Origin of the sequence: Cupriavidus sp. L7L (assembly GCF_004353535.1) — a bacterium.
In the GTDB taxonomy this organism is placed as follows: Bacteria; Pseudomonadota; Gammaproteobacteria; order Burkholderiales; family Burkholderiaceae; genus Cupriavidus; species Cupriavidus oxalaticus_A.
In genome coordinates this window covers 448804-468283 of record NZ_SMNY01000010.1, presented here as the reverse complement: position 1 = coordinate 468283, position 19480 = coordinate 448804, and the positions used below count along the sequence as shown (strand labels likewise).

Below are 19480 nucleotides of genomic sequence, written 5' to 3'. Positions count from 1 at the left end.
AGGACTGGTCGCTCGCGGGGCGTTAGTAGGCAAGCTTCGGCATGAACTGCCCACGCCCCTCGGGCGTCATGTCGAGCAGGCCCCAGAGCGCGCTGACGGCGTCGCCGGATCGATGATCCGTGCCAACGTCCGCCGGTGCCCAGGTAAGGTCGCTGCCCCAGAAGTGGCGGACCTTGCCGTGGTCGAGACGGAATACGTTGAATGCGGTGTCGTCCCATTCCTCGCCGGGCTTCCCGCCGCTCAACGCCCGGATCTGCGCCGGCAGTTTCGTTGAGTCTCCGAAGTAGTCGGCGTCGTAGCTGTTGCCCGCGGTCGAGAGGAACTGAAGATGCGCCCATCCCCGTTCGCGCGCCCACGCGACCAGCCGCGCGATGGGCGACTTGGCGACGATATAGAGCGCAGCACGCTGGCCGATATGCCTGGCCGCGCCGTTGACGGAGTCGAGCAAGAGCGTGCACATCGGGCATGGCGTATCGCGGTCCGGGCCGTACATGAAGCTGTACAGGACCAGGGTGGGATGCGGGCCGAACAGCCCGGACATTGCGACCGTTTCGGGCATGCCGTTCGCGCCGATCCGCTCGAACAGGTAGTCCTGCGGCACTTCGCCGCCTGGCGGCAGCGCGCGGCGCTGCGCCGCGACGGCCTCGATATGCCTTCGCAACGCAATTTCCTCTTCAAGCAGTGCGTTTCGCGCCTTGCGGTACTCTGCGCTTTCGTTGGGGTAAGTGACGTGCAACATGCTAGCCTCCTGCGGTTGCTCCCTGTTAGGCTTGTCGACGCCGGGATCGGTTCTCCGCGCCTTCGAGCACACCGGCATAGACGCGATCCGATAGCACGGCAGCATAGGGTTCACGCGGCCATAGCCGCGATAACCGCGCCCAGGATGCGCATGCCTTCCTCAATCTGCCGGGTCGTCAGGCTGGCATAGCCCAGCACCAGCCCGGCCGGTCGTGTGGGTCCTGGCGACGGCGGCAAGGCAAACAGCGGCGACAACGGATAAACGCCCACGTCCTGCTCCCGCGCGGCAGCCGCCAGCGCCGCTTCGTCCCGCGGGCGCAGCGACGGCAGCCACAGCACCACATGCAGGCCGGCCGCCGTGCCGCTGACCTCGGCATCCGCGGGCAGGTAGCGGGCAATGCCATCCAGCAACGCCGCACGGCGGCGCTCGTTCTCCCGGCGCATGCGCCGCACATGGCGTTCGTAGGCGCCGCTCTCGATCAGCGCGGCCAGCACGCGCTGCTCCAGCACCGGCGCATGGCGGTCGGCCAGCCGCTTGGCCTGCCGGAACACCGGCACCAGTTCGGCAGGGAGCACCAGGTAGCCGAGCCGCAGTTGCGGCGACAATGCCTTGGAGAGGGTGCCGACGTAGATCACGCGTCCGTCGGTGTCGATCGACTGCAGCGTGTCGATCGGGCGCTGGCCGTAGCGGAACTCGCCGTCGTAGTCGTCTTCGACGATCCAGGCATCGTGGCGCTGTGCCCATTGCAGCAATTCCATGCGCCGGCCGACCGGCAGCACGCCACCCAGCGGGAACTGGTGCGATGGCGTCACGTATGCCAGGCGGACGCGCTCGTGCTGCGGCAGGCTGGCGGTATCCAGTCCGTGTTCGTCCGCGGGCGTGGGCAGACAGGTGGCGCCGGTCGCCGCGAAGCAGCACCGGGCCATCAGGTAGCCGGGATCTTCAAAGGCGAAGGCGTCGCCGGCATCCAGCAGCAGCCGCGCGCACAGGTCGATGGCCTGTTGCGAGCCGTTCACCACCACGATTTGCGCGGGCTCGCAGGCAAGCCCGCGGGCCCGCCGCAGATAGCCCTGCAGGGCGCGGCGCAGCGCAGGGTCGCCCTCCGGCGCCGCATAGTAAAGGCCGTCCTGCTGACGCAGCAGTTCGGCCTGATAGGCGCGCCGCCACGCCAGCGTAGGGAAATCCCGCGACGCCACCGCGCCATAGCGGAAGTCGAAACGAAGCGGTTCCGCGTCGGGGAATGCCGGCATGCCGATGTCCGCCAGCCGGCGTGCAAAGCGGGACAGCGGCAAACGGGAGGCAAGGCGCGGCGTCCCGGCCGCGCTGGCAGGCGCCGGCGCCGCCAGCGCATTGGCAACCCGCGCCGCGCGCCCCGCCGACGTGACGAGAAAGCCTTCGGCCGCCAACTGCTCATAGGCCGCGGTGACCGTGGTGCGGGATACCCCGAACTCGGCTGCCAGCGCCCGCGTGGACGGTGCGGGCGCGCCCGGCGGCAGCGTGCCGTCCGCGATCTGGCCGCGCAGCAGGTCGTAGATGCGCCGTCCCGCGCCGGTGGCGCCCGGCCGCGAGCCGTTCAGTCGGGGAAACTGGCCCATAAAAAATCCTGAAAACTGGACCTTGCGATTGTGCCAGTTACAGGAGACAGTATCTACGACGCCAGGACACCCGTTCGCCCCATGTACATCCCCGCCCACTTCGCAGAAACCCGCCCAGAAGAACTTGCGCGCATCATTCGCGCGCACCCGCTCGGCATGCTGGTCACCCAGGCAAGCGGCACGCTGGATGCCGACCACATTCCGTTCGAGTTCGACGCCGACGCGGGCTCGCACGGCGTGCTCAGCGCCCACGTGGCGCGTGCCAACCCGGTCTGGCAGCGCTGCCCGTCCGGCACGCCGGTCATGGTCGTCTTTCGCGGCGCCGAGGCCTATATCTCGCCAAACTGGTACCCGAGCAAGCACGAGACGCACCGCCTGGTGCCGACCTGGAACTACGAGGTGGTGCACGCGCACGGCACGCTCACCGTGCATGACGACGAACGCTTCGTCCGGCGCATCGTCGCGCGCCTGACGCGCCGGCACGAAGCGGACGAGCCCAGGCCGTGGAAGATGGGCGACTCCACGCCCGAATTCATCGACGGCATGCTGCGCCATATCGTCGGCATCGAGATCGCCGTCACTGCGCTGCAGGGCAAGGTCAAGCTGAGCCAGAACCGGGAAGCGCGCGACCGGCTGGGTGCCGCGGAATCGCTGCAAGCGCGGGGATTCGGCGAACTCGCGCAGTCCATGCGTCGTGCCTGGTAAGGCAGGCAAGTAAAAGAGCAAGTAAAAGAGCAAGCAAGCAAAACGAAGCGAGCCGCACGGGCTCGCCCCTTTTTCCTACGCCTGCCTCCGCATTATTGCGTCGCGCAGGTAAAGCTCGATGCCAGGTTCACATCGCCGGCGCCGTTGTACTTCGGCCAGCTCGGGTATTCGCACAGCGGCCGCGTGCGGCCCGGCACGCCGACCGTGTCGGTCACCGTCAGCGAAGCCGGCGCGGTGCCCTGCTCGACCCACTTCTCAAGCGCCGTCAGCGAGTCCCACGAAGCATTGAACACCGAGCTTATCGAGTGTCCGTAGCCCGGGATTTCGTAGTAACGCATGAAGTTGGCGACATTGCCCGCGCCCATCGTTCCCTGTACGCGCGTGAAGTAGTCCTCGGTCGCGCGCGTGCTGACCAGCGCATCGGACTTGCCGTGCGCCATCAGGATCTTGCCGCCCTTGTTCATGAACGCGGACAGGTCGGTCTTGTTGATGTCCTGCAGCCCGGCAAGCTGGCTGATGCGGTCCTGCCAGGGCCCCGGGTTCTGCGGGTCGAGCGTCAGCGAGTTGAAGGTCGGATCGCGCGTGACGAAGTAGCGCACCCACTGGTCCCAGAACACGCTCATGTACGGCGCGGTAGCGGGCATCGGATTGACCGGGGCATCGATGTTGAGCGCCAGGGCAATGACTGTCGGCTGGACGGATGCGTTGCCGGCCAAGCCGAGGTCGGCGCCCCAGACGTTGAAGCCCGGATACTGCGTCTCGCCGCTGCCCAGCGCATAGCCGAACACGATCTGCGAGTTGTACACCTTCAGCGCGTTGATCTGCGCGTCGGACAGGCACGTGTCCCCGGTGTCGGCGCCGTTGGCGCAGCGGACCGGCTGGCCGTTGAGCATGGCCGTGGATGGGTCGAAGCTGGCATTGCAGGCGGCGACATTGCTGATCAGGCCGTCCTTGACGCCGTCGAGGTCGTCGCACGCGGCAATGGCGGCGTCGTATAGCACCTTGCGCTTGGGCTGGTTCGGGTAGGCGCCCGGCGCGGCCAGCGCGCGGGTGATGCGGCCGAACTGCAGGTCAAGGCTGGCGGCATTCCAGGCGGGATAGAGCACGATGGCGCCATCCCAGTCCTGCGGCCAGCGCTGCACCACGGCCAGCGCTTCGCGGCCGCCGGTCGATCCGCCGGCAAAGTAGGCCTTCTTCGGGCCATCGGCCTGGTAGTGCATCTGGATCAGCGCGATCGCCACATCGCGCGTCTTCTTCAGCGCGTCGCTGGCATAGTTGCGCAGCGCCTCGTCATTGACGCCGAACGAGCCGTCGCGGCTGCCGAGCGCACCCGCCTGGTGGCCGGAATCGCTGGCGAAGGTGGCATAGCCGCGCGCCAGTGGCGAGGGCTGGTCAGTCGGTCCGGCCGGCACATTGCCTGCCGTGTTGGGAATGGTCCCGTCATAGCCGCCGCCGCCGAACATCACCACCTTCTGGTTCCAGCTGGCGGGCATGTTGATCTCGAACCGGATCGGTGGTGCCGTCGGATCGACGGGGGCGATGGTCCCCGTTACCTTGCAATACGCGCCAGTGCCCAGCTGCCCGCCGCCGGTAGCCGGCACCATGTCGGTCTCGGCAACCGTTGCGCCCTTGGTAGGCAGGCCGATGCTGCTCGCGGGGACGGTCTTGCCCGGCAAGTTCTGGCACGATACCGGGGTCTTTACCGGCGGGGGATGATCGTTGTCACCGTCACCGCCGCCGCAGGCACTCAGCACAAGGCCGGCCACGGTCGCAACGAGGACGGGAGCCAGTTTGAAGGTCACTGGCAAAACTCTGCTTTGCAAGTCGGTTGACATTTGTCTTCTCCACGGGGTCTCCTGGGACGGGATAGCGCCGCCGGGACCTCGGCCCCGGCGGGACAATCCTCGGTGCCTGCGTCTGCATTCGGCATGCCAGCACGCAGGTGATGAGACGGATGTGGAGCGTGAAATATGTACCGTATTGCCGAAGCGGAGGGCCGGGTGTTTGCCGGATGCGCGCGTCACACGCGCACCCGGGCCGGCGACCGGAAGTTCTTTCAATCGAATCGGGAAGGACCTGCAAACGGCGTGGCAGGCCGCCGGCGATTCAGCGATAGAAGAGCACGCCCGCCGGCATCTTGCGCGCTGATCAGGCCGCGGCGTTCTCCATCGCCGCTTCGTATTGCCCCAGGCACGCCATGGCGTTGAGCCGCGAGCGCTGCAGCAGCGCCCGTTGCGCCAGCGCGGCGTTGGCCGGTTCACCGCGCCACGCCAGCAAGGGCGGCTCCTGCAAGGCGCGCCCGTAGGAGAAGCTGAGCCGCCAGGGCAACGGGCCCAGCCGGTTCATTGCGTCGAGATTGGCGGTGGCTTCGGCGGGCGTCTGGCCGCCGGACAGGAAAAAAATACCCGGCACCGCGGCGGGCACGGTGCGCCTGAGCACCTGTACGGTCTGCGTGGCAACCTCTGCCGGTGCCGCCTGCCCCGCATCCTTGCCTGGAAGCACCATGCTGGGTTTCAGCAGCATGTGCTCGAACACCACCGCATGCCGCTGCAAGGCGTCGAACACCTCATGCAGCACGGCTTCGGTGACTTCCGCACAGCGCGCCATGCTGTGCGCGCCATCCATCAGCACCTCGGGTTCGACGATGGGCACGATCCCTGCCTCCTGGCAGATCGCGGCATAGCGCGCCAGCGCCTCGGCGTTGGCGTGAATGGCAAGCCGGCCCGGCAGCTTGTCGGACACGTTGTAGACGGCACGCCATTTGGCAAAGCGCGCGCCCTGCTGGCGATAGCCGGCAAGCCGTTTTGCCAGCCCGTCGAGGCCCTCGGTGATTTCGTCCCCGGGTGCGTGCGCCAGCGCGAGCTTGCCCTTGTCGACCTTGATGCCGGGCACGATGCCCTGGCGCGCGGCCAGTTCGGGCAGCGGCGTGCCATCGTCGGCCCGCTGGCCCAGGGTCTCCTCGTACAGGATCACGCCGCTGATGAACTGGCCCAGGCCCGGCGTGGACAGGAGCAGGTTGCGCCACGCCCGGCGGCTCTCCTCGCTGGATGCCACACCGATGCGGTCGAACCGCTTGGCGATGGTCGGCCCGCTTTCGTCGGCGGCCAGCAGGCCTTTGGCGCCCTGCACCATGGCGTCGACGGTGGCTTGCAGTTCGCTTGCTGTGTCCATGGCGTTGCTCCGGGAGGGGGTATAACAACAAGCATTGGCGCCTCGGTGCGATTGCGCAAGCGACCGGCGTGCGGGCCGTCGCGGACCGCCACGCGGAACTACCGAGCCTCACCGGTATCGGCGCCTCCCGGGCGGCGTTCGGCAAGCGCCTCCGGCAGCGAGGCAGGCGGCACGAAGAACAGGTTGCCGCTGACCGCCTCGCTGAAGTCCAGCAGCCGGTCATAGTTGCCGGGCGGGCGCCCCACGAACATGTTCTCGAGGAGGTTGCCGCCCTGGACCCGCTTGCCTACGGCACGGACCAGCGCGGCCACATCCGCGCACCACGCCCGCACGGTTTCGGCGTGCGCGGCGCCGGGTGAAAGGGTCGCGACGATGAAAATCGCGCTACGGGTGATGGGGCTGCTGACGGCTTGCGGCTCTGCAGCCGGATCGCCGTGGCGGGGTGGTGGTACTGCGAGCGTCGCTAGCGGTAGAGCCCCGCCATCCTTTCCATCCCCACCGGCTTGATCCGCGACGCCTGCCCGGCGCAGCCGAAGGCCTCGAAACGCAGCTTCACCACGCCCTTGGCCCCTTTCTTGGCCGCCAGCAGGGCCTTGCGCGGATCAAACTCGCTGCGGTCCTCGGACAGCGACTTGCGGATCGCCCCGGTCATGGCCAGGCGGATATCGGTGTCGATATTCACCTTGCGCACGCCCATCCTGATGCCACGCAGGATTTCCTCGACCGGCACGCCGTAGGTTTCCTTGATCTCGCCGCCGTACTGGCGGATGATCTCCAGCCATTCCTGCGGCACCGAGCTGGAGCCGTGCATCACCAGGTGGGTATCGGGGATCTGCTCGTGGATCTCGCGGATGCGGTCCATCGCCAGGATGTCGCCGGTGGGCTTGCGCGAGAACTTGTAGGCGCCGTGGCTGGTACCGATGGCGATGGCCAGCGCATCCACGCCGGTGCGTGCGACAAAGTCGCGCGCCTGCGCCGGGTCGGTCAGCATCATGTCGTGCGACAGCGTGCCTGCCGCGCCCACGCCGTCCTCTTCGCCGGCCTGCCCGGTTTCGAGCGAGCCCAGGCAGCCGAGTTCGCCTTCCACCGACACGCCGACCGCATGCGCCATCTCGCACACGCGCCGCGTGACCTCGACGTTGTAGTCGTAGTCCGACGGCGTCTTCATGTCTTCGCGCAGCGAGCCGTCCATCATCACGCTGGTGAAGCCGGAGCGGATCGAGGCCTGGCACACGGCCGGGCTGGAGCCGTGGTCCTGGTGCAGCACGATGGGGATGTCCGGATGGGTTTCGGCAGCGGCCAGCACCATATGCCGCAGGTAGGCCTCGCCGGCATACTTGCGCGCGCCGGCCGAGGCCTGCAGGATGACCGGGCTGTCGGTCTCCTCGGCCGCTTCCATGATGGCGTGAATCTGTTCCAGGTTGTTGACGTTGAATGCCGGCACGCCGTAGCCGTACTCTCCCGCGTGGTCCAGCAGCTGTCGCAAGGAAATGAGTGCCATGGTGAAGCTCCTTTAGTCGATGCTTGGTAATACGGGTCAGCCGGCGGCGCGCTGCTCCAGCACGTCCAGTGCGGGCAGCTTCCTGCCTTCCAGGAATTCCAGGAACGCGCCGCCGCCGGTGGAGATGTAGCCGACACGGTCGGCAATGCCGTACTTGGCGATGGCGGCCAGCGTGTCGCCGCCGCCGGCGATCGAGAAGGCCTTGGATTCGGCGATGGCCTGCGCCAGCACCTTCGTGCCGTTGCCGAACTGGTCGAATTCGAACACGCCCACCGGGCCGTTCCAGACGATGGTACCGGCGGCCTTCAACTGCTCGGCCAGCAACGCGGCGGTTTGGGGGCCGATGTCCAGGATCATGTCGTCGTCGGCCACATCCTTCACATCCTTGACGTTGGCCGCAGCGGTCGCGCTGAATTCCTTGGCGCAGACCACGTCGACGGGAATGGGCACCGAGGCGCCGCGCCTGGCCATGATGTCGATGATGGCCCTGGCATCGCCGACCAGCTCGGCTTCCGCCAGTGACTTGCCGATCTTCAGGCCGGCGGCCAGCATGAAGGTGTTGGCGATGCCGCCGCCGACGACCAGGTTGTCGACCTTGTCGGCCAGCGACTTCAGGATGGTCAGCTTGGTCGAGACCTTGGAGCCGGCCACGATCGCCACCAGCGGACGCGCCGGCTGGCCCAGTGCCTTGCCCAGCGCGTCGATCTCGGCGGCCAGCAGCGGGCCGGCGCAGGCGACCGGCGCATACCTGGCGATGCCATGGGTAGTGGCTTCGGCGCGATGCGCGGTGCCGAAGGCATCGTTGACGTAGATGTCGCACAGCGCGGCCATCTTCTGGGCCAGCTCGTCGCTGTTCTTCTTCTCGCCCTTGTTCACGCGGCAGTTTTCCAGCAGCACCACCTGTCCGGGCGGCACCTGGAAGCAGCCCGCGGTCCAGCCGGACAGCAGCGGCACCTGCCGGCCCAGCAGCTCCGACAGGCGGCGGCCCACCGGCGCCAGGCTGTGGCGCGGGTCCGGCTGGCCTTCCTCGGGACGGCCCAGGTGCGAGGTGACCATCACCGCGGCCCCCGCCTGCAGGCAGGCCTCGATCGCGGGCAAGGAAGCACGGATGCGGGTATCGTCGGTGATCTGTCCCGCATCGTCCTGCGGGACGTTGAGATCGGCGCGGATAAAGACCCGCTTGCCGGCCAGCCCGCCGGCGGCGAGCAATGCGGCCAGCGTGTGCGGCGCCGCGGGTTTCGGTTGCGTGTCCGTAGCATGGGAAATGCTCATCGTAGCCACCCTTCAGCGTGCGTTGGCCAGCGCCACCGCGGTATCCAGCATGCGGTTGGAGAAGCCCCATTCGTTGTCATACCAGGCCGAGACCTTGACCAGCGTGCCGTTGACCTTGGTCAGCGTGGCGTCGAAGGTGGACGAGGCCGGGCTGTGGTTGAAGTCCACCGAGACCAGCGGCGCGGTGTTGTAGTCCAGGATGCCCTTGAGCTCGGCCTCGGCGGCGCTCTTCAGGATGCCGTTGACCTCGTCCACGGTGGTCGGCCGCGCCGCCACGAAGGACAGGTCGACCAGCGACACATTGATGGTCGGGACACGCACGGCAAAGCCGTCCAGGCGGCCATCCAGCTCGGGCAGCACCAGTCCCACGGCGGCGGCGGCGCCGGTCTTGGTCGGGATCATCGACATGGTGGCCGAGCGCGCGCGGCGCAGGTCGTCGTGGTAGACGTCGGTCAGCACCTGGTCGTTGGTGTACGAGTGCACCGTTGTCATCAGCCCGTTCACCACGCCCAGCTTCTCGTGCAGCGGCTTGACCAGCGGCGCCAGGCAGTTGGTGGTGCACGAGGCGTTGGAGATGACCGTGTCGGTCGCCTTCAGCACGCCGTGGTTCACGCCATAGACGATGGTGGCGTCCACGTCCTTGCCGCCCGGGGCGGAGATGATCACCTTCTTCGCGCCGGCCTTCAGGTGGGCCGATGCCTTCTCCTTGCTGGTGAACAGCCCGGTGCACTCCATCACCACGTCCACGCCCAGCCCGGCCCACGGCAGCTCGGCCGGATTGCGCTGCGCCACCACGCGGATGCGGTCGCCGTTGACGCGGAAGGCATCGCCGTCAACCGAGACCTCGCCCGGGAAACGGCCGTGGACGGTGTCGTACTGCGTCAGGTGGGCATTGGTGGCGGCGTTGCCGAGGTCGTTGATGGCAACGATCTCGATATCGTGGCGCTTGCCGCCTTCATAGTGGGCGCGCAGTACATTGCGCCCGATGCGCCCGTAGCCGTTGATGGCAACCTTGATGGTCATGATGTCTCCTGATGTCTCCGTTTACTTGTCTTGGTATCCTTGCCGGCCCGCGCCGGATATCAGGCGGCGGGTGCGAGCCACGCCGGCGTCAGCAGCACCGGCAGTGCCTCGATCGAGTCGATCAGCGCATCCGCGCCCAGTGCCGCGGGCCCGTCGGGGCCGGCGTAGCCGTAGCGCACCAGGCAGACCGGCATGCCGGCCGCGCGCGCAGCGGCCACGTCCACTGGCGAATCCCCTACCAGCACGCCTTGCGCCGCATCGACGTCGAGCAGCCGGCAGGCATGGCGCAGCGGTGCGGGGTGCGGCTTCATCTGCGCGATCGAATCGCCGGCCACCAGCACGTCGAGGTACGCCGCCAGGCCGGTCATGGCCAGCAGCGGCGCCGCCAGCGCGCGCGGCTTGTTGGTGACGCAGGCCATGCGGTAGCCCTCGCGCCTGAGCGCGGCCAGGCCCGCTTCCACGCCCGGGAATACCGAACCCAGGCGGCCGTTGGTGTCGTCATAGTGGCGATGGAACAGCGCCTCGGCAGCGGCGGCCTCCACCCGCGGCGCCAGCTGCGCGGTCTCCAGCACGCGCCGCACCAGGTTGGGTACGCCGCGGCCGATGAAGCCGGCCACCGTATCGAAGGGCAGCGGCGCGCTGTCGAGATCGGCGAGCATGCGGTTGGCGGCCTCGACGATGTCCGGGGCGCTGTCGACCAGCGTGCCGTCCAGGTCGACCAGCACTGCGGTGCAAGGCAGGGATGCGCTAGATGCGGTAGATGCGGCAGTCATGGCTTGTCCTCCAGCAAGGCGCGCGCGGCAGCCGCGACGTGTGCCGGGGTCAGGCCGAAGTGCTGGTACAGCGCCTCGGCGGGGGCGGACTCGCCGAACGTGTCGATGCCCAGCGCCACGCCGCCCTCGCCCACCACGCCGCGCCAGTACCAGGTGGCGCCCGCCTCCACGCTGACGCGCGGCACGCCCGGCGGCAGCACCGTGTCGCGGTAGGCCGCGTCCTGCGCGTAGAACAGCTCCACGCACGGCATCGACACCACGCGCGCGGCGATGCCGACGTCGGCCAGTTCCTGCGCGGCGCGCACCGCGATCTCCACTTCGGATCCGGTGGCGACCAGCACCACCCGCGGCCCCGCGGCATCGCGCAAGGCGTAGCCACCGCGCGCGATGTCCGCACGCCGGGCGGCATCGCGCTCGAACGGCGTCAGCGCCTGCCGCGACAGCACCAGGCAGGTCGGGCCGTGCTCGCGCTGCAGCGCGGCCTGCCACGCGTAGGCGGTTTCGGCGCCGTCGCACGGGCGCCAGACCCGGTTGTTGGGGATCAGCCGCAGGCTCGCGGCATGCTCCACCGGCTGGTGGGTGGGGCCGTCCTCGCCCAGGCCGATCGAATCATGCGTCAGCACGTGGATCACGCGCAGCCGCATCAGCGCGGCCATGCGGATGGCATTGCGCGAGTAGTCCGAGAAGGTCATGAAGGTGCCGCCGTAGGGGATCAGCCCGCCATGCAGCGCCACGCCGTTCATCACCGCCGCCATGCCGAACTCGCGGACGCCGTAGCTGACGTAGTTGCCGTGCCCTTCGTGGTTGACCCAGACCGAAGCCTTCACATTGGTCAGGTTGGAGCCGGTGAGGTCGGCCGAGCCGCCCAGCAGTTCCGGCAAGGCCGGCGCCAGCGCCTCCAGGCAGAGCTGCGAGGCCTTGCGCGTGGCGATCCTGCCCTGCAGTGCCGAGGGCGCGTCCAGCAGCGCCATCAGTGCCGCATCGAAGCCTTCCGGTAGCTGGCCTTTGATGCGGCGCAGGAATTCCCCGGCCAGTTCGGGATGCACGGCGCTATAGGCGGCGAAGCGCGCCTCCCATTCAGCCTCCCTCGCCGCGCCCTGGACGCTTGCGTCCCAGGCGTCGGCCACGTCCGCCGGTACGGTGAAGGGCTCGGCCTCCCAGCCCAGCGCCTCGCGCATGGCTGCGATCTCCGCCGCGCCCAGCGGTGCGCCATGCACATCGTGCCCGCCCGCCTTGGCCGGGGCGCCCTGGCCGATCACGGTGCGGCAACAGATCAGCGTGGGCCGGTCGCGCTCCGCCCTGGCCGCGTGCAGCGCCGCGTCGACGGCGTGCGCATCATGCCCGTCCACGCCGGCGATCACGTGCCACCCGTACGCGGCAAAGCGCTTCGGCGTGTCATCGGCAAACCAGCCGGCGACGTCGCCGTCGATGGAGATGCCGTTGTCGTCGTACAGGCAGATCAGCTTGCCCAGCCCGAGCGTGCCCGCCAGCGAGCAGGCCTCGTGGCTGAGGCCCTCCATCAGGCAGCCATCGCCGAGGAAGACATAGGTGTGATGGTCGACGATGTCGAAGCCGGGGCGGTTGAAGGTGGCGGCCAGCAGCTTCTCCGCCAGCGCCATGCCGACGGCATTGGCCAGGCCCTGGCCCAGCGGCCCGGTGGTGGTCTCCACGCCCGGCGTCACGTCGACTTCCGGATGCCCCGGCGTGGCCGCGTGCAGCTGGCGGAACTGGCGCAGCTGCGACATGGGCAGGTCGTACCCGGTCAGGTGCAGCAGCGCGTACTGCAGCATGGAAGCATGGCCGTTGGACAGCACGAAGCGGTCGCGGTCCGGCCAGGCCGGGTTGGCAGGGTTGTGGCGCAGGTGGCGCCGCCACAGCGCCTCGGCCATCTCGGCCATGCCCATGGGCGCGCCGGGGTGGCCCGACCTGGCCTGTTCCACCGCGTCGGCGGCCAGGAAGCGCAGCGCGTTGGCGCAGCGGGCCGCGGAGTCGATGCGTTCGGGTGCGTTCATGTTTCTTGTCCTCGCAGCTCAGCGGTTGTTACAGGGCGGCGCGCTTGCGGCGCTCCATCATGCGCAGCACGAAAGGCGTGAAGATCAGCTGCATGGCCAGTTCCATCTTCCCGCCCGGCACCACGATGGTGTTGGCGCGCGACATGAACGAGTCGTGGATCATGCCCAGCAGGTACTGGAAGTCGATGCCTTTCGGGTTGGCGAAGCGGATCACCACCATGCTTTCATCCGGCGCCGGGATCTCGCGCGAGATAAAGGGGTTGGAGGTATCCACGCACGGCACGCGCTGGAAGTTCACATGGGTGCGCGAAAACTGCGGGCAGATGTAGTTCACGTAGTCCGGCATGCGGCGCAGGATGGTGTCGGTCACCGCCTCGGTGGAGTAGCCGCGCTGCTTCTTGTCGCGCCAGAGTTTCTGGATCCATTCCAGGTTGATGACCGGCACCACGCCGATCAGCAGGTTGGGATATTGGGCGACATTGATTTCGTCGGTGACCACGCCGCCGTGCAGGCCCTCGTAGAACAGCAGGTCGGTGTCGGCGGGCAACGGCTCCCACTCGGTGAAGGTGCCCGGCTCCTGCCCGAAAGGGGCGGCCTCCTCCGCGCTGTGCAGGTAGTGCCGGTGCATGCCGGTGCCGGTTTCCGCATAGGAGCGGAACAGGTTTTCCAGGTCGCCGAACAGGTTGTTCTCCGGGCCGAAATGGCTGAAGTTCATGTTGCCGGTGCGCTCGGCCTCGGCCATCTTGACCTTCATCTCGGCACGGTTATAGCGGTGGAAGCTGTCGCCTTCGATCACGACTGACTTCACGCCTTCGCGGCGGAAGATATTCTCGAAGGTACGGGTCACCGACGTGGTGCCGGCGCCGGAGGAGCCGGTGATGGCAATGATGGGATAGCGTTCTGACATGGCCGTGCACCTCAGGCAGACGCGCGAAACAGGCTGCGCTCGTTGAACAGGGGATTGGGAAGGTCGGGATCCGACTGGTTGGCGTGGTAGTCCTCGATCCGCTCCACTTCATTGCGCGAACCGAAGATCACGCCGATGCGCTGGTGCAGCCCGCCCGGCGCCACCGCCATCAGCGGCTGCCGGCCGGTGCTGGCGCGCCCGCCGGCCTGCTCCATCAGGAAGGCGATCGGGTTGGCCTCGTAGAGCAGGCGCAGGCGGCCCGGCTTGGCGGGATCCTTGGTATCGCGGGGGTACATGAAGACACCGCCACGCATCAGGATGCGGTGCGCCTCGGCCACCATCGACGCAATCCAGCGCATATTGAAATCCTTGCCGCGCGGGCCGCTCTTGCCGGCCATGCACTCGGAGATATAGCGCTGCACCGGCGCCTCCCAGAAGCGGCTGTTGGAGGCGTTGATGGCGAATTCCTGGGTCTCGGCGGGCACGCGCAGGCCGGGGTGCGTCAGGAAGAATTCACCCAGGTTCGGATCGAGGGTGAAGCCGTTGACGCCGTTGCCCACGGTCAGCACCAGCATGGTGGTGGGGCCGTAAAGCGCATAGCCGGCAGCCACCTGGGCCGTTCCGGGCTGCAGGAAGTCCTGCTCCGTCACGGCGTCCGCGCCTTCGGGCGCGCGCAGCACCGAGAAGATGCTGCCCACCGAAACGTTGACATCGATGTTCGAGGAACCGTCGAGCGGGTCGAACACCAGCAGGTACTTGCCGCGCGGGTAGCACGCGGGGATCTGGTATGGCGCCTCCATTTCCTCCGAGGCCATGCCGGCCAGGTAGCCGCCCCACTCGTTGACGCGCAGGAAGGCCTCGTTGCTCAGCACATCCAGCTTCTGCTGGATCTCGCCCTGCACGTTGATGGCCGACTCGTTACCTTCCGCACTACCGGCGCGGCCGTGCAGGCCGCCCAGCGCGCCGAAGGCCACCGCGCGCGCGATCTCCTTGCAGGCCATGGCCACGTTAAGGATCAGGCCGTTGAAGCCGCCGCCGGCATCCGGGTAGCGGCGGCGCTCCTCGATCAGGAACTGCGTCAGGGTCATCCTCTGGACTTCGGGCATGACAGGTCTCCTCTTCATTTGCTATGTGTTCTTGTCTGGCGCCGGCGCGGGCTAGGTGAGCGTCGCGGCCTCGCGCAGTCGGCGCAGGATGCCGCGGTAGCCGCCGCCGGCGTCCGGCGCGCCAAACACGGCGCTGCCTGCAACGAAGGTGTCGGCGCCCGCGCGGGCGATCTCCGCAATGTTGTCGGCCTTGACGCCGCCATCGATTTCCAGCCAGACCGCTCGCCCGCCGGCCTCCACCTGCCGGTCGATGCGCGCGCGCACCTGGCGCAGCTTGTCCAGCACGCCGGGGATGAACGCCTGGCCGCCGAAGCCGGGATTCACGCTCATCAGCAGCACCAGGTCGAGCTGGCCGAGCGTGTGGTCGAGCCAGCCCGGCGGCGTGGCCGGGTTCAGCACCAGGCCGGCCTTGCAGCCGTGCTCGCGGATCAGCGCGATGGTGCGATCCACATGGCGGCTTGCCTCGGGATGGAAGCTGATGATGCTTGCGCCCGCCTTGGCGAACATGGGGATCAGCGCGTCGACCGGCTCCACCATCAGGTGCACATCGATAGGGATGGACACATGCGGCCGGATCGCCTCGCACACCAGCGGCCCGATGGTCAGGTTCGGCACGTAGTGGTTGTCCATCACGTCGAAGTGCACCAGGTCCGCGCCCGCTGCCTCGATCGCGCGCACCTCTTCGCCCAGCCGAGCAAAATCCGCCGACAGGATGGACGGCGCGAGGCGGACGGCATGTTGATCGTTGGCATGCATGTCAGGCTGCCTCGAACAGGGTGCCGCGATGCCAGTTGCGCAGTGCGCCCAGGTCAGCCCAGCGCTGCGCCGCGCCGGGCAGCTGCTGCGGCAGCGGCTGCCCCGGATCGCCCAGGTGCGGCAGCACCAGCAGCGCGCCGTCGAAGCGTTCGTGCGCGGTGTAGGCGCTGGGCGTGACCAGGGTGGCAATGCCGGCCGCCTGCGCGGCGCGCAGCCCGTTCTCCGAATCCTCGATCGCCAGGCAATCCCCGGCTTCCAGGCCGAGGCGTTCCAGCACGGCCAGGTACACATCCGGGGCCGGCTTCTTGATGGCGGTGGTGCCGGCGTCGCCGATGGCGGCGAAGCGCTCGCGCCAGCGCTGGCCCAGCGGCACCTGCAGCAGCGCATCGAGATTGGCCGGCGTGGTGGTGGTGGCGATGGCGATGGGCACGCCGGCACTGCCGGCCTCGTCGATCAGCCGGGCAATGCCCGGGCGCAGCGGCAGCTGGCCGCTGCCGACGCGCTCGGCGTAGTGGCGTGTCTTGATGGCATGCACGGCGTCGATGGTCTCCCTGACCTTGCAGCCGCGGGCCTCTTCCGGATCGACCATCCGCCAGTAGTGCAGCAGCCGCTCCTTGCCGCCGGCCACCTTGAGCAGGCGCGTGTAGAGCGCCTCATCCCAGCACCAGTCGAGGCCGACCTCGGCAAAGGCGGCGTTGAAGGCCTGCAGGTGGGCGGTCTCGGTATCGGCAAGCGTGCCGTCGACATCGAAGATCAGGGCTTTCATGGCTTACTCCGCGGCCGAAGGCTGCGAGAACACGCGGCTGGCGCGCAGGTCCCCGGCCGTGATGGTGGTCAGGGCACGGTCATCGACCACCGTGCCGGGATCGTCGAGCAGCCGCGACGCATGGCGCAGGCGCGCGCGGTCCAGCGCGTTGCGCACGCTGCGGGCATTGGCGAAATGCGGCTGCGCCATGCGCCGGGCCAGGTAATCGGCAAATACGGCGCGGCTCTCGTCGTCGAAGTGGTATTGCATCTCCGCCAGCATCAGGTCGGCGATCTGGCGCAGTTCCTCGAGCTGGTAGTCGGGGAAGTCGATATGGTGGGCAACGCGCGACGACATGCCCGGGTTCGATTCGAAGAACCGGTCCATGCGGTCCTTGTAGCCGGCCAGGATCACCACCAGGTCTTCGCGGTTGTTCTCCATCACCTGCAGCAGGATCTCGATGGCCTCCTGGCCATAGTCGCGCTCGTTCTCCGGGCGGTAGAGGTAATAAGCCTCGTCGATGAAGAGCACGCCGCCCATGGCCTTCTTCAGGATCTCCTTGGTCTTGGGCGCGGTATGGCCGATGTACTGGCCGACCAGGTCGTCGCGGGTCACGGCCACCAGGTGGCCGCGGCGCACGTAGCCGAGCTGGTGCAGGATTTGCGCCATGCGCAGGGCCACCGTGGTCTTGCCCGTGCCGGGATTGCCGGTGAAGCACATATGCAGGCTGGGCGCCCCCGCGCTGAAGCCGCGCGCGGCGCGCAGCTTGTCCACCAGCAGCAAGGCGGCAATGTCGCGGATGCGCGCTTTCACCGGCTTCAGCCCGATCAGCTCGCGGTCGAGCTGGGCCAGCAGCTCGGTGATGCCGGAGCTGGCCAGCGACTCGGCCAGCGAACCAGGCAAGGCAGCGGGGTGCTGCAGTGGTGCGGTCGTTTCAGGTGCGGACATGGCAGGCTCCGTAGGTTTCATCGAATCCGGGGCGCAGCTTCCCTCCCGCGCGCTGCCTGACGGCGGCGCGCCCGTGGGACTGCACAGTGAGGGAATCGCCGGCGGGCAGTGCGTGGCTGCGCTACGCGCCGGTGCGGCCGCTGCCGTTCAGTAGCGGCAGCCTTCGGGCCGCGCCTGCACGGCGTAGCTCTCGATCGAGTAGCGCAGCGTGCGGCCGGGCTCTTCCTGCCGCACCAGGCGGAAGCCGGGTTCGTCGGCCGGCCGGTTGACGATGAACGACATCACCACCGACTCCACCGTATGCGTCGAATCGAAGGCCGTGACGCGGATGTAGTGGTTCGGGAAGGTGTTCCGCGCGTTGTTGATTTCCATCAGGATGCCGGCGGCATCGCGCAGGTCGAACATCGGCAGCCCGAACATCTCCCAGTACGTATTGCGCGGGTGCGGGTCGTCGGTGTATTCGATGCCGACCGCCCAGCCCCTGTTCAGGCAGTATTCGAGCTGCCTGGTGATCTGCTCGTCGGTGAGGTCGGGCAGGAAGGAGAAAGTGCCTTGAGTGATGCGCATGATGTCCTCTCGTTCTGTGGTGTTCAGGGGCTCGGGGGCTCAGGCCACCGACGCGGTGGGCACGAAGTCCGAGGTATCGGTCGGCGTGTAGTTGAAGGTGATGTCGCCCCAGGTATCGAGCGCCGCCCGCAGCGGTGCGCACCAGCGCGCCGCGTCGCGCAGGATCTCCGGCCCTTCGTTGAGGATGTCGCGTCCTTCGTTGCGCGCCAGCACCATCGCTTCCAGCGCCACGCGGTTGGCCGTGGCACCGGCCTGGATCCCCTGCGGGTGGCCGATCGTGCCGCCGCCGAACTGCAGCACCACGTCGTCGCCGAAGAGGTGGATCAGCTGGTGCATCTGGCCCGCGTGGATGCCGCCCGAGGCCACCGGCATCACCTTGCGCAGCGAGGCCCAGTCCTGGTCGAAGAACAGCCCGCGCGTCAGGTCGGTCTGGGTATAGGCATCGCGGCAGACGTTGTAGTAGCCCTGCACGGTGAGCGGATCGCCTTCCAGCTTGCCCACCGCGGTGCCGGTGTGCATGTGGTCGACGCCGGCCAGGCGCAGCCATTTGGCGATCACGCGGAACGACACGCCATGGTTCTTCTGGCGGGTGTAGGTGCCGTGGCCCGCGCGGTGCAGGTGCAGGACCATATCGTTCTGGCGGCACCAGTTGCTCATCGACTGGATGCAAGTCCAGCCCACGATCAGGTCAACCATGATGATGACCGAGCCCAGCGACTTGGCGAACTCCGCGCGCCGGTACATCTCTTCCATGGTGCCGGCGGTCACGTTCAGGTAGCTGCCCTTGACCTCGCCGGTGGCGGCCGAGGCCTTGTTGACCGCGTCCATCACGAAGAGAAAGCGGTCGCGCCAGTGCATGAAGGGCTGCGAGTTGATGTTCTCGTCGTCCTTCATGAAGTCCAGCCCGCCCTTCAGGCCCTCGTACACCACGCGGCCGTAGTTGCGGCCCGACAGGCCCAGCTTGGGCTTGGTGGTGGCGCCCAGCAGCGGGCGGCCGAACTTGTCCAGGCGCTCACGCTCGACGATGATGCCGGTCGACGGGCCGGCGAAGGTCTTCACGTAGGCCACCGGGAAGCGCATGTCTTCCAGGCGCGCCGCCTTGATCGGCTTGAAGCTGAACACGTTGCCGATGATCGAGGCGGTCAGGTTGGCGATCGAGCCTTCCTCGAACAGCGACAGGTCATAGGCCACGTAGCAGAAGAACTGCTCGGGGTTGTTGGGTACCGGATCGACCCGGTAGGCCTTGGCGCGATACATGTCGCACGCGGTCAGGCGGTCGGTCCACACCACCGTCCAGGTGGCCGTCGACGATTCGCCGGCCACCGCGGCGGCGGCCTCGACCGGATCGACGCCGTCCTGCGGCGTGATGCGGAACAGCGCCAGGACATCGGTGTCCTTGGGCACGTAGTCGCCGTCCCAGTACCCCATTTCCTTGTACTTCATCACGCCGGCGTCATAGCGCTTGCGCGGCTTGCTTTGGATCGTTTCAGGTGCGTTCATGCTGGTCTCCCTTCCGTGGTTTGGCGGCGTGACTGCTCGTTGGAAAGAAAGATATCCGGCCACCAACATAAGGTAAATTCAGATATTCTTAGCCCCTGTATAAGCCATCCTTTAAGTGAGGCGCGGGCCGCACACCCGGGCCTCAGATCAAAGGACAAAC

General features: G+C 67.8%; 18 protein-coding genes. 1 reads left to right on the top strand and 17 read right to left on the bottom strand.

Going from position 1 to position 19480, the window contains the following annotated elements:
* Positions 1-22: 22 nt before the first annotated feature.
* Complete coding sequence (locus tag E1J61_RS13825; RefSeq protein ID WP_243736867.1) at positions 23-844, bottom strand: DUF899 family protein; 822 nt, start codon at positions 842-844, stop codon at positions 23-25.
* Positions 845-849: 5 nt separating this feature from the next.
* Positions 850-2334 (bottom strand): PLP-dependent aminotransferase family protein, encoded by a 1485-nt coding sequence (locus E1J61_RS13820; RefSeq protein ID WP_133094606.1) that lies wholly within the window; start codon positions 2332-2334, stop codon positions 850-852.
* A gap of 81 nt (positions 2335-2415) precedes the next feature.
* On the opposite strand from E1J61_RS13820, the gene E1J61_RS13815 reads away from it, so the two are divergent.
* Positions 2416-3039 (top strand): FMN-binding negative transcriptional regulator, encoded by a 624-nt coding sequence (locus tag E1J61_RS13815; protein ID WP_133094605.1) that lies wholly within the window; start codon positions 2416-2418, stop codon positions 3037-3039.
* A 92-nt stretch (positions 3040-3131) separates the two neighbouring features.
* On the opposite strand, the gene E1J61_RS13810 is transcribed toward E1J61_RS13815, so the two are convergent.
* The 15 genes from E1J61_RS13810 to E1J61_RS13740 all read right to left on the bottom strand — a co-directional run bounded on the left by E1J61_RS13810 (position 3132) and on the right by E1J61_RS13740 (position 19320).
* Entirely contained in the window at positions 3132-4874 is a 1743-nt protein-coding gene (locus E1J61_RS13810) for a tannase/feruloyl esterase family alpha/beta hydrolase (RefSeq protein WP_133094604.1), read from the bottom strand.
* A 313-nt stretch (positions 4875-5187) separates the two neighbouring features.
* Positions 5188-6210, bottom strand: a complete 1023-nt coding sequence (locus tag E1J61_RS13805) for a class I fructose-bisphosphate aldolase (protein WP_133094603.1) — start codon at positions 6208-6210, stop codon at positions 5188-5190.
* Between the two features lie 98 nt (positions 6211-6308).
* Complete coding sequence (locus E1J61_RS38815; RefSeq protein ID WP_133094602.1) at positions 6309-6605, bottom strand: Dyp-type peroxidase; 297 nt, start codon at positions 6603-6605, stop codon at positions 6309-6311.
* Positions 6606-6673: 68 nt separating this feature from the next.
* Entirely contained in the window at positions 6674-7711 is a 1038-nt protein-coding gene (fba, locus tag E1J61_RS13795) for a class II fructose-bisphosphate aldolase (protein WP_133094601.1), read from the bottom strand.
* Positions 7712-7747: 36 nt separating this feature from the next.
* Entirely contained in the window at positions 7748-8983 is a 1236-nt protein-coding gene (locus tag E1J61_RS13790; protein ID WP_243736856.1) for a phosphoglycerate kinase, read from the bottom strand.
* 12 nt (positions 8984-8995) lie between these two features.
* Entirely contained in the window at positions 8996-10006 is a 1011-nt protein-coding gene (gene gap / locus E1J61_RS13785; RefSeq protein WP_133094600.1) for a type I glyceraldehyde-3-phosphate dehydrogenase, read from the bottom strand.
* A 59-nt stretch (positions 10007-10065) separates the two neighbouring features.
* Entirely contained in the window at positions 10066-10779 is a 714-nt protein-coding gene (gene gph, locus E1J61_RS13780) for a phosphoglycolate phosphatase (protein WP_133094599.1), read from the bottom strand.
* Positions 10776-12791, bottom strand: a complete 2016-nt coding sequence (gene tkt, locus E1J61_RS13775) for a transketolase (protein WP_133094598.1) — start codon at positions 12789-12791, stop codon at positions 10776-10778. Before tkt ends, gph begins: the two co-directional genes overlap by 4 nt.
* A gap of 28 nt (positions 12792-12819) precedes the next feature.
* Positions 12820-13698 (bottom strand): phosphoribulokinase, encoded by an 879-nt coding sequence (locus E1J61_RS13770; RefSeq protein ID WP_133094597.1) that lies wholly within the window; start codon positions 13696-13698, stop codon positions 12820-12822.
* A gap of 11 nt (positions 13699-13709) precedes the next feature.
* Positions 13710-14804 carry a class 1 fructose-bisphosphatase gene (locus tag E1J61_RS13765; RefSeq protein ID WP_133094596.1) on the bottom strand — a complete coding sequence of 365 codons (1095 nt, stop codon included), beginning with the start codon at positions 14802-14804 and terminating at the stop codon, positions 13710-13712.
* A 51-nt stretch (positions 14805-14855) separates the two neighbouring features.
* On the bottom strand, positions 14856-15560 hold the full coding sequence (gene rpe / locus E1J61_RS13760) for a ribulose-phosphate 3-epimerase (protein ID WP_133094595.1): 705 nt from the start codon (positions 15558-15560) through the stop codon (positions 14856-14858).
* Between the two features lies 1 nt (position 15561).
* Complete coding sequence (locus tag E1J61_RS13755; protein ID WP_133094594.1) at positions 15562-16326, bottom strand: HAD family hydrolase; 765 nt, start codon at positions 16324-16326, stop codon at positions 15562-15564.
* A 3-nt stretch (positions 16327-16329) separates the two neighbouring features.
* The gene (gene cbbX, locus E1J61_RS13750; protein WP_133094593.1) at positions 16330-17253 is read right to left on the bottom strand and encodes a CbbX protein; all 924 of its coding nucleotides are present in this window, start codon (positions 17251-17253) and stop codon (positions 16330-16332) included.
* A 147-nt stretch (positions 17254-17400) separates the two neighbouring features.
* Complete coding sequence (locus E1J61_RS13745) at positions 17401-17820, bottom strand: ribulose bisphosphate carboxylase small subunit (protein WP_133094592.1); 420 nt, start codon at positions 17818-17820, stop codon at positions 17401-17403.
* A 39-nt stretch (positions 17821-17859) separates the two neighbouring features.
* Positions 17860-19320, bottom strand: a complete 1461-nt coding sequence (locus E1J61_RS13740) for a form I ribulose bisphosphate carboxylase large subunit (protein WP_133094591.1) — start codon at positions 19318-19320, stop codon at positions 17860-17862.
* Positions 19321-19480 lie beyond the last annotated feature (160 nt).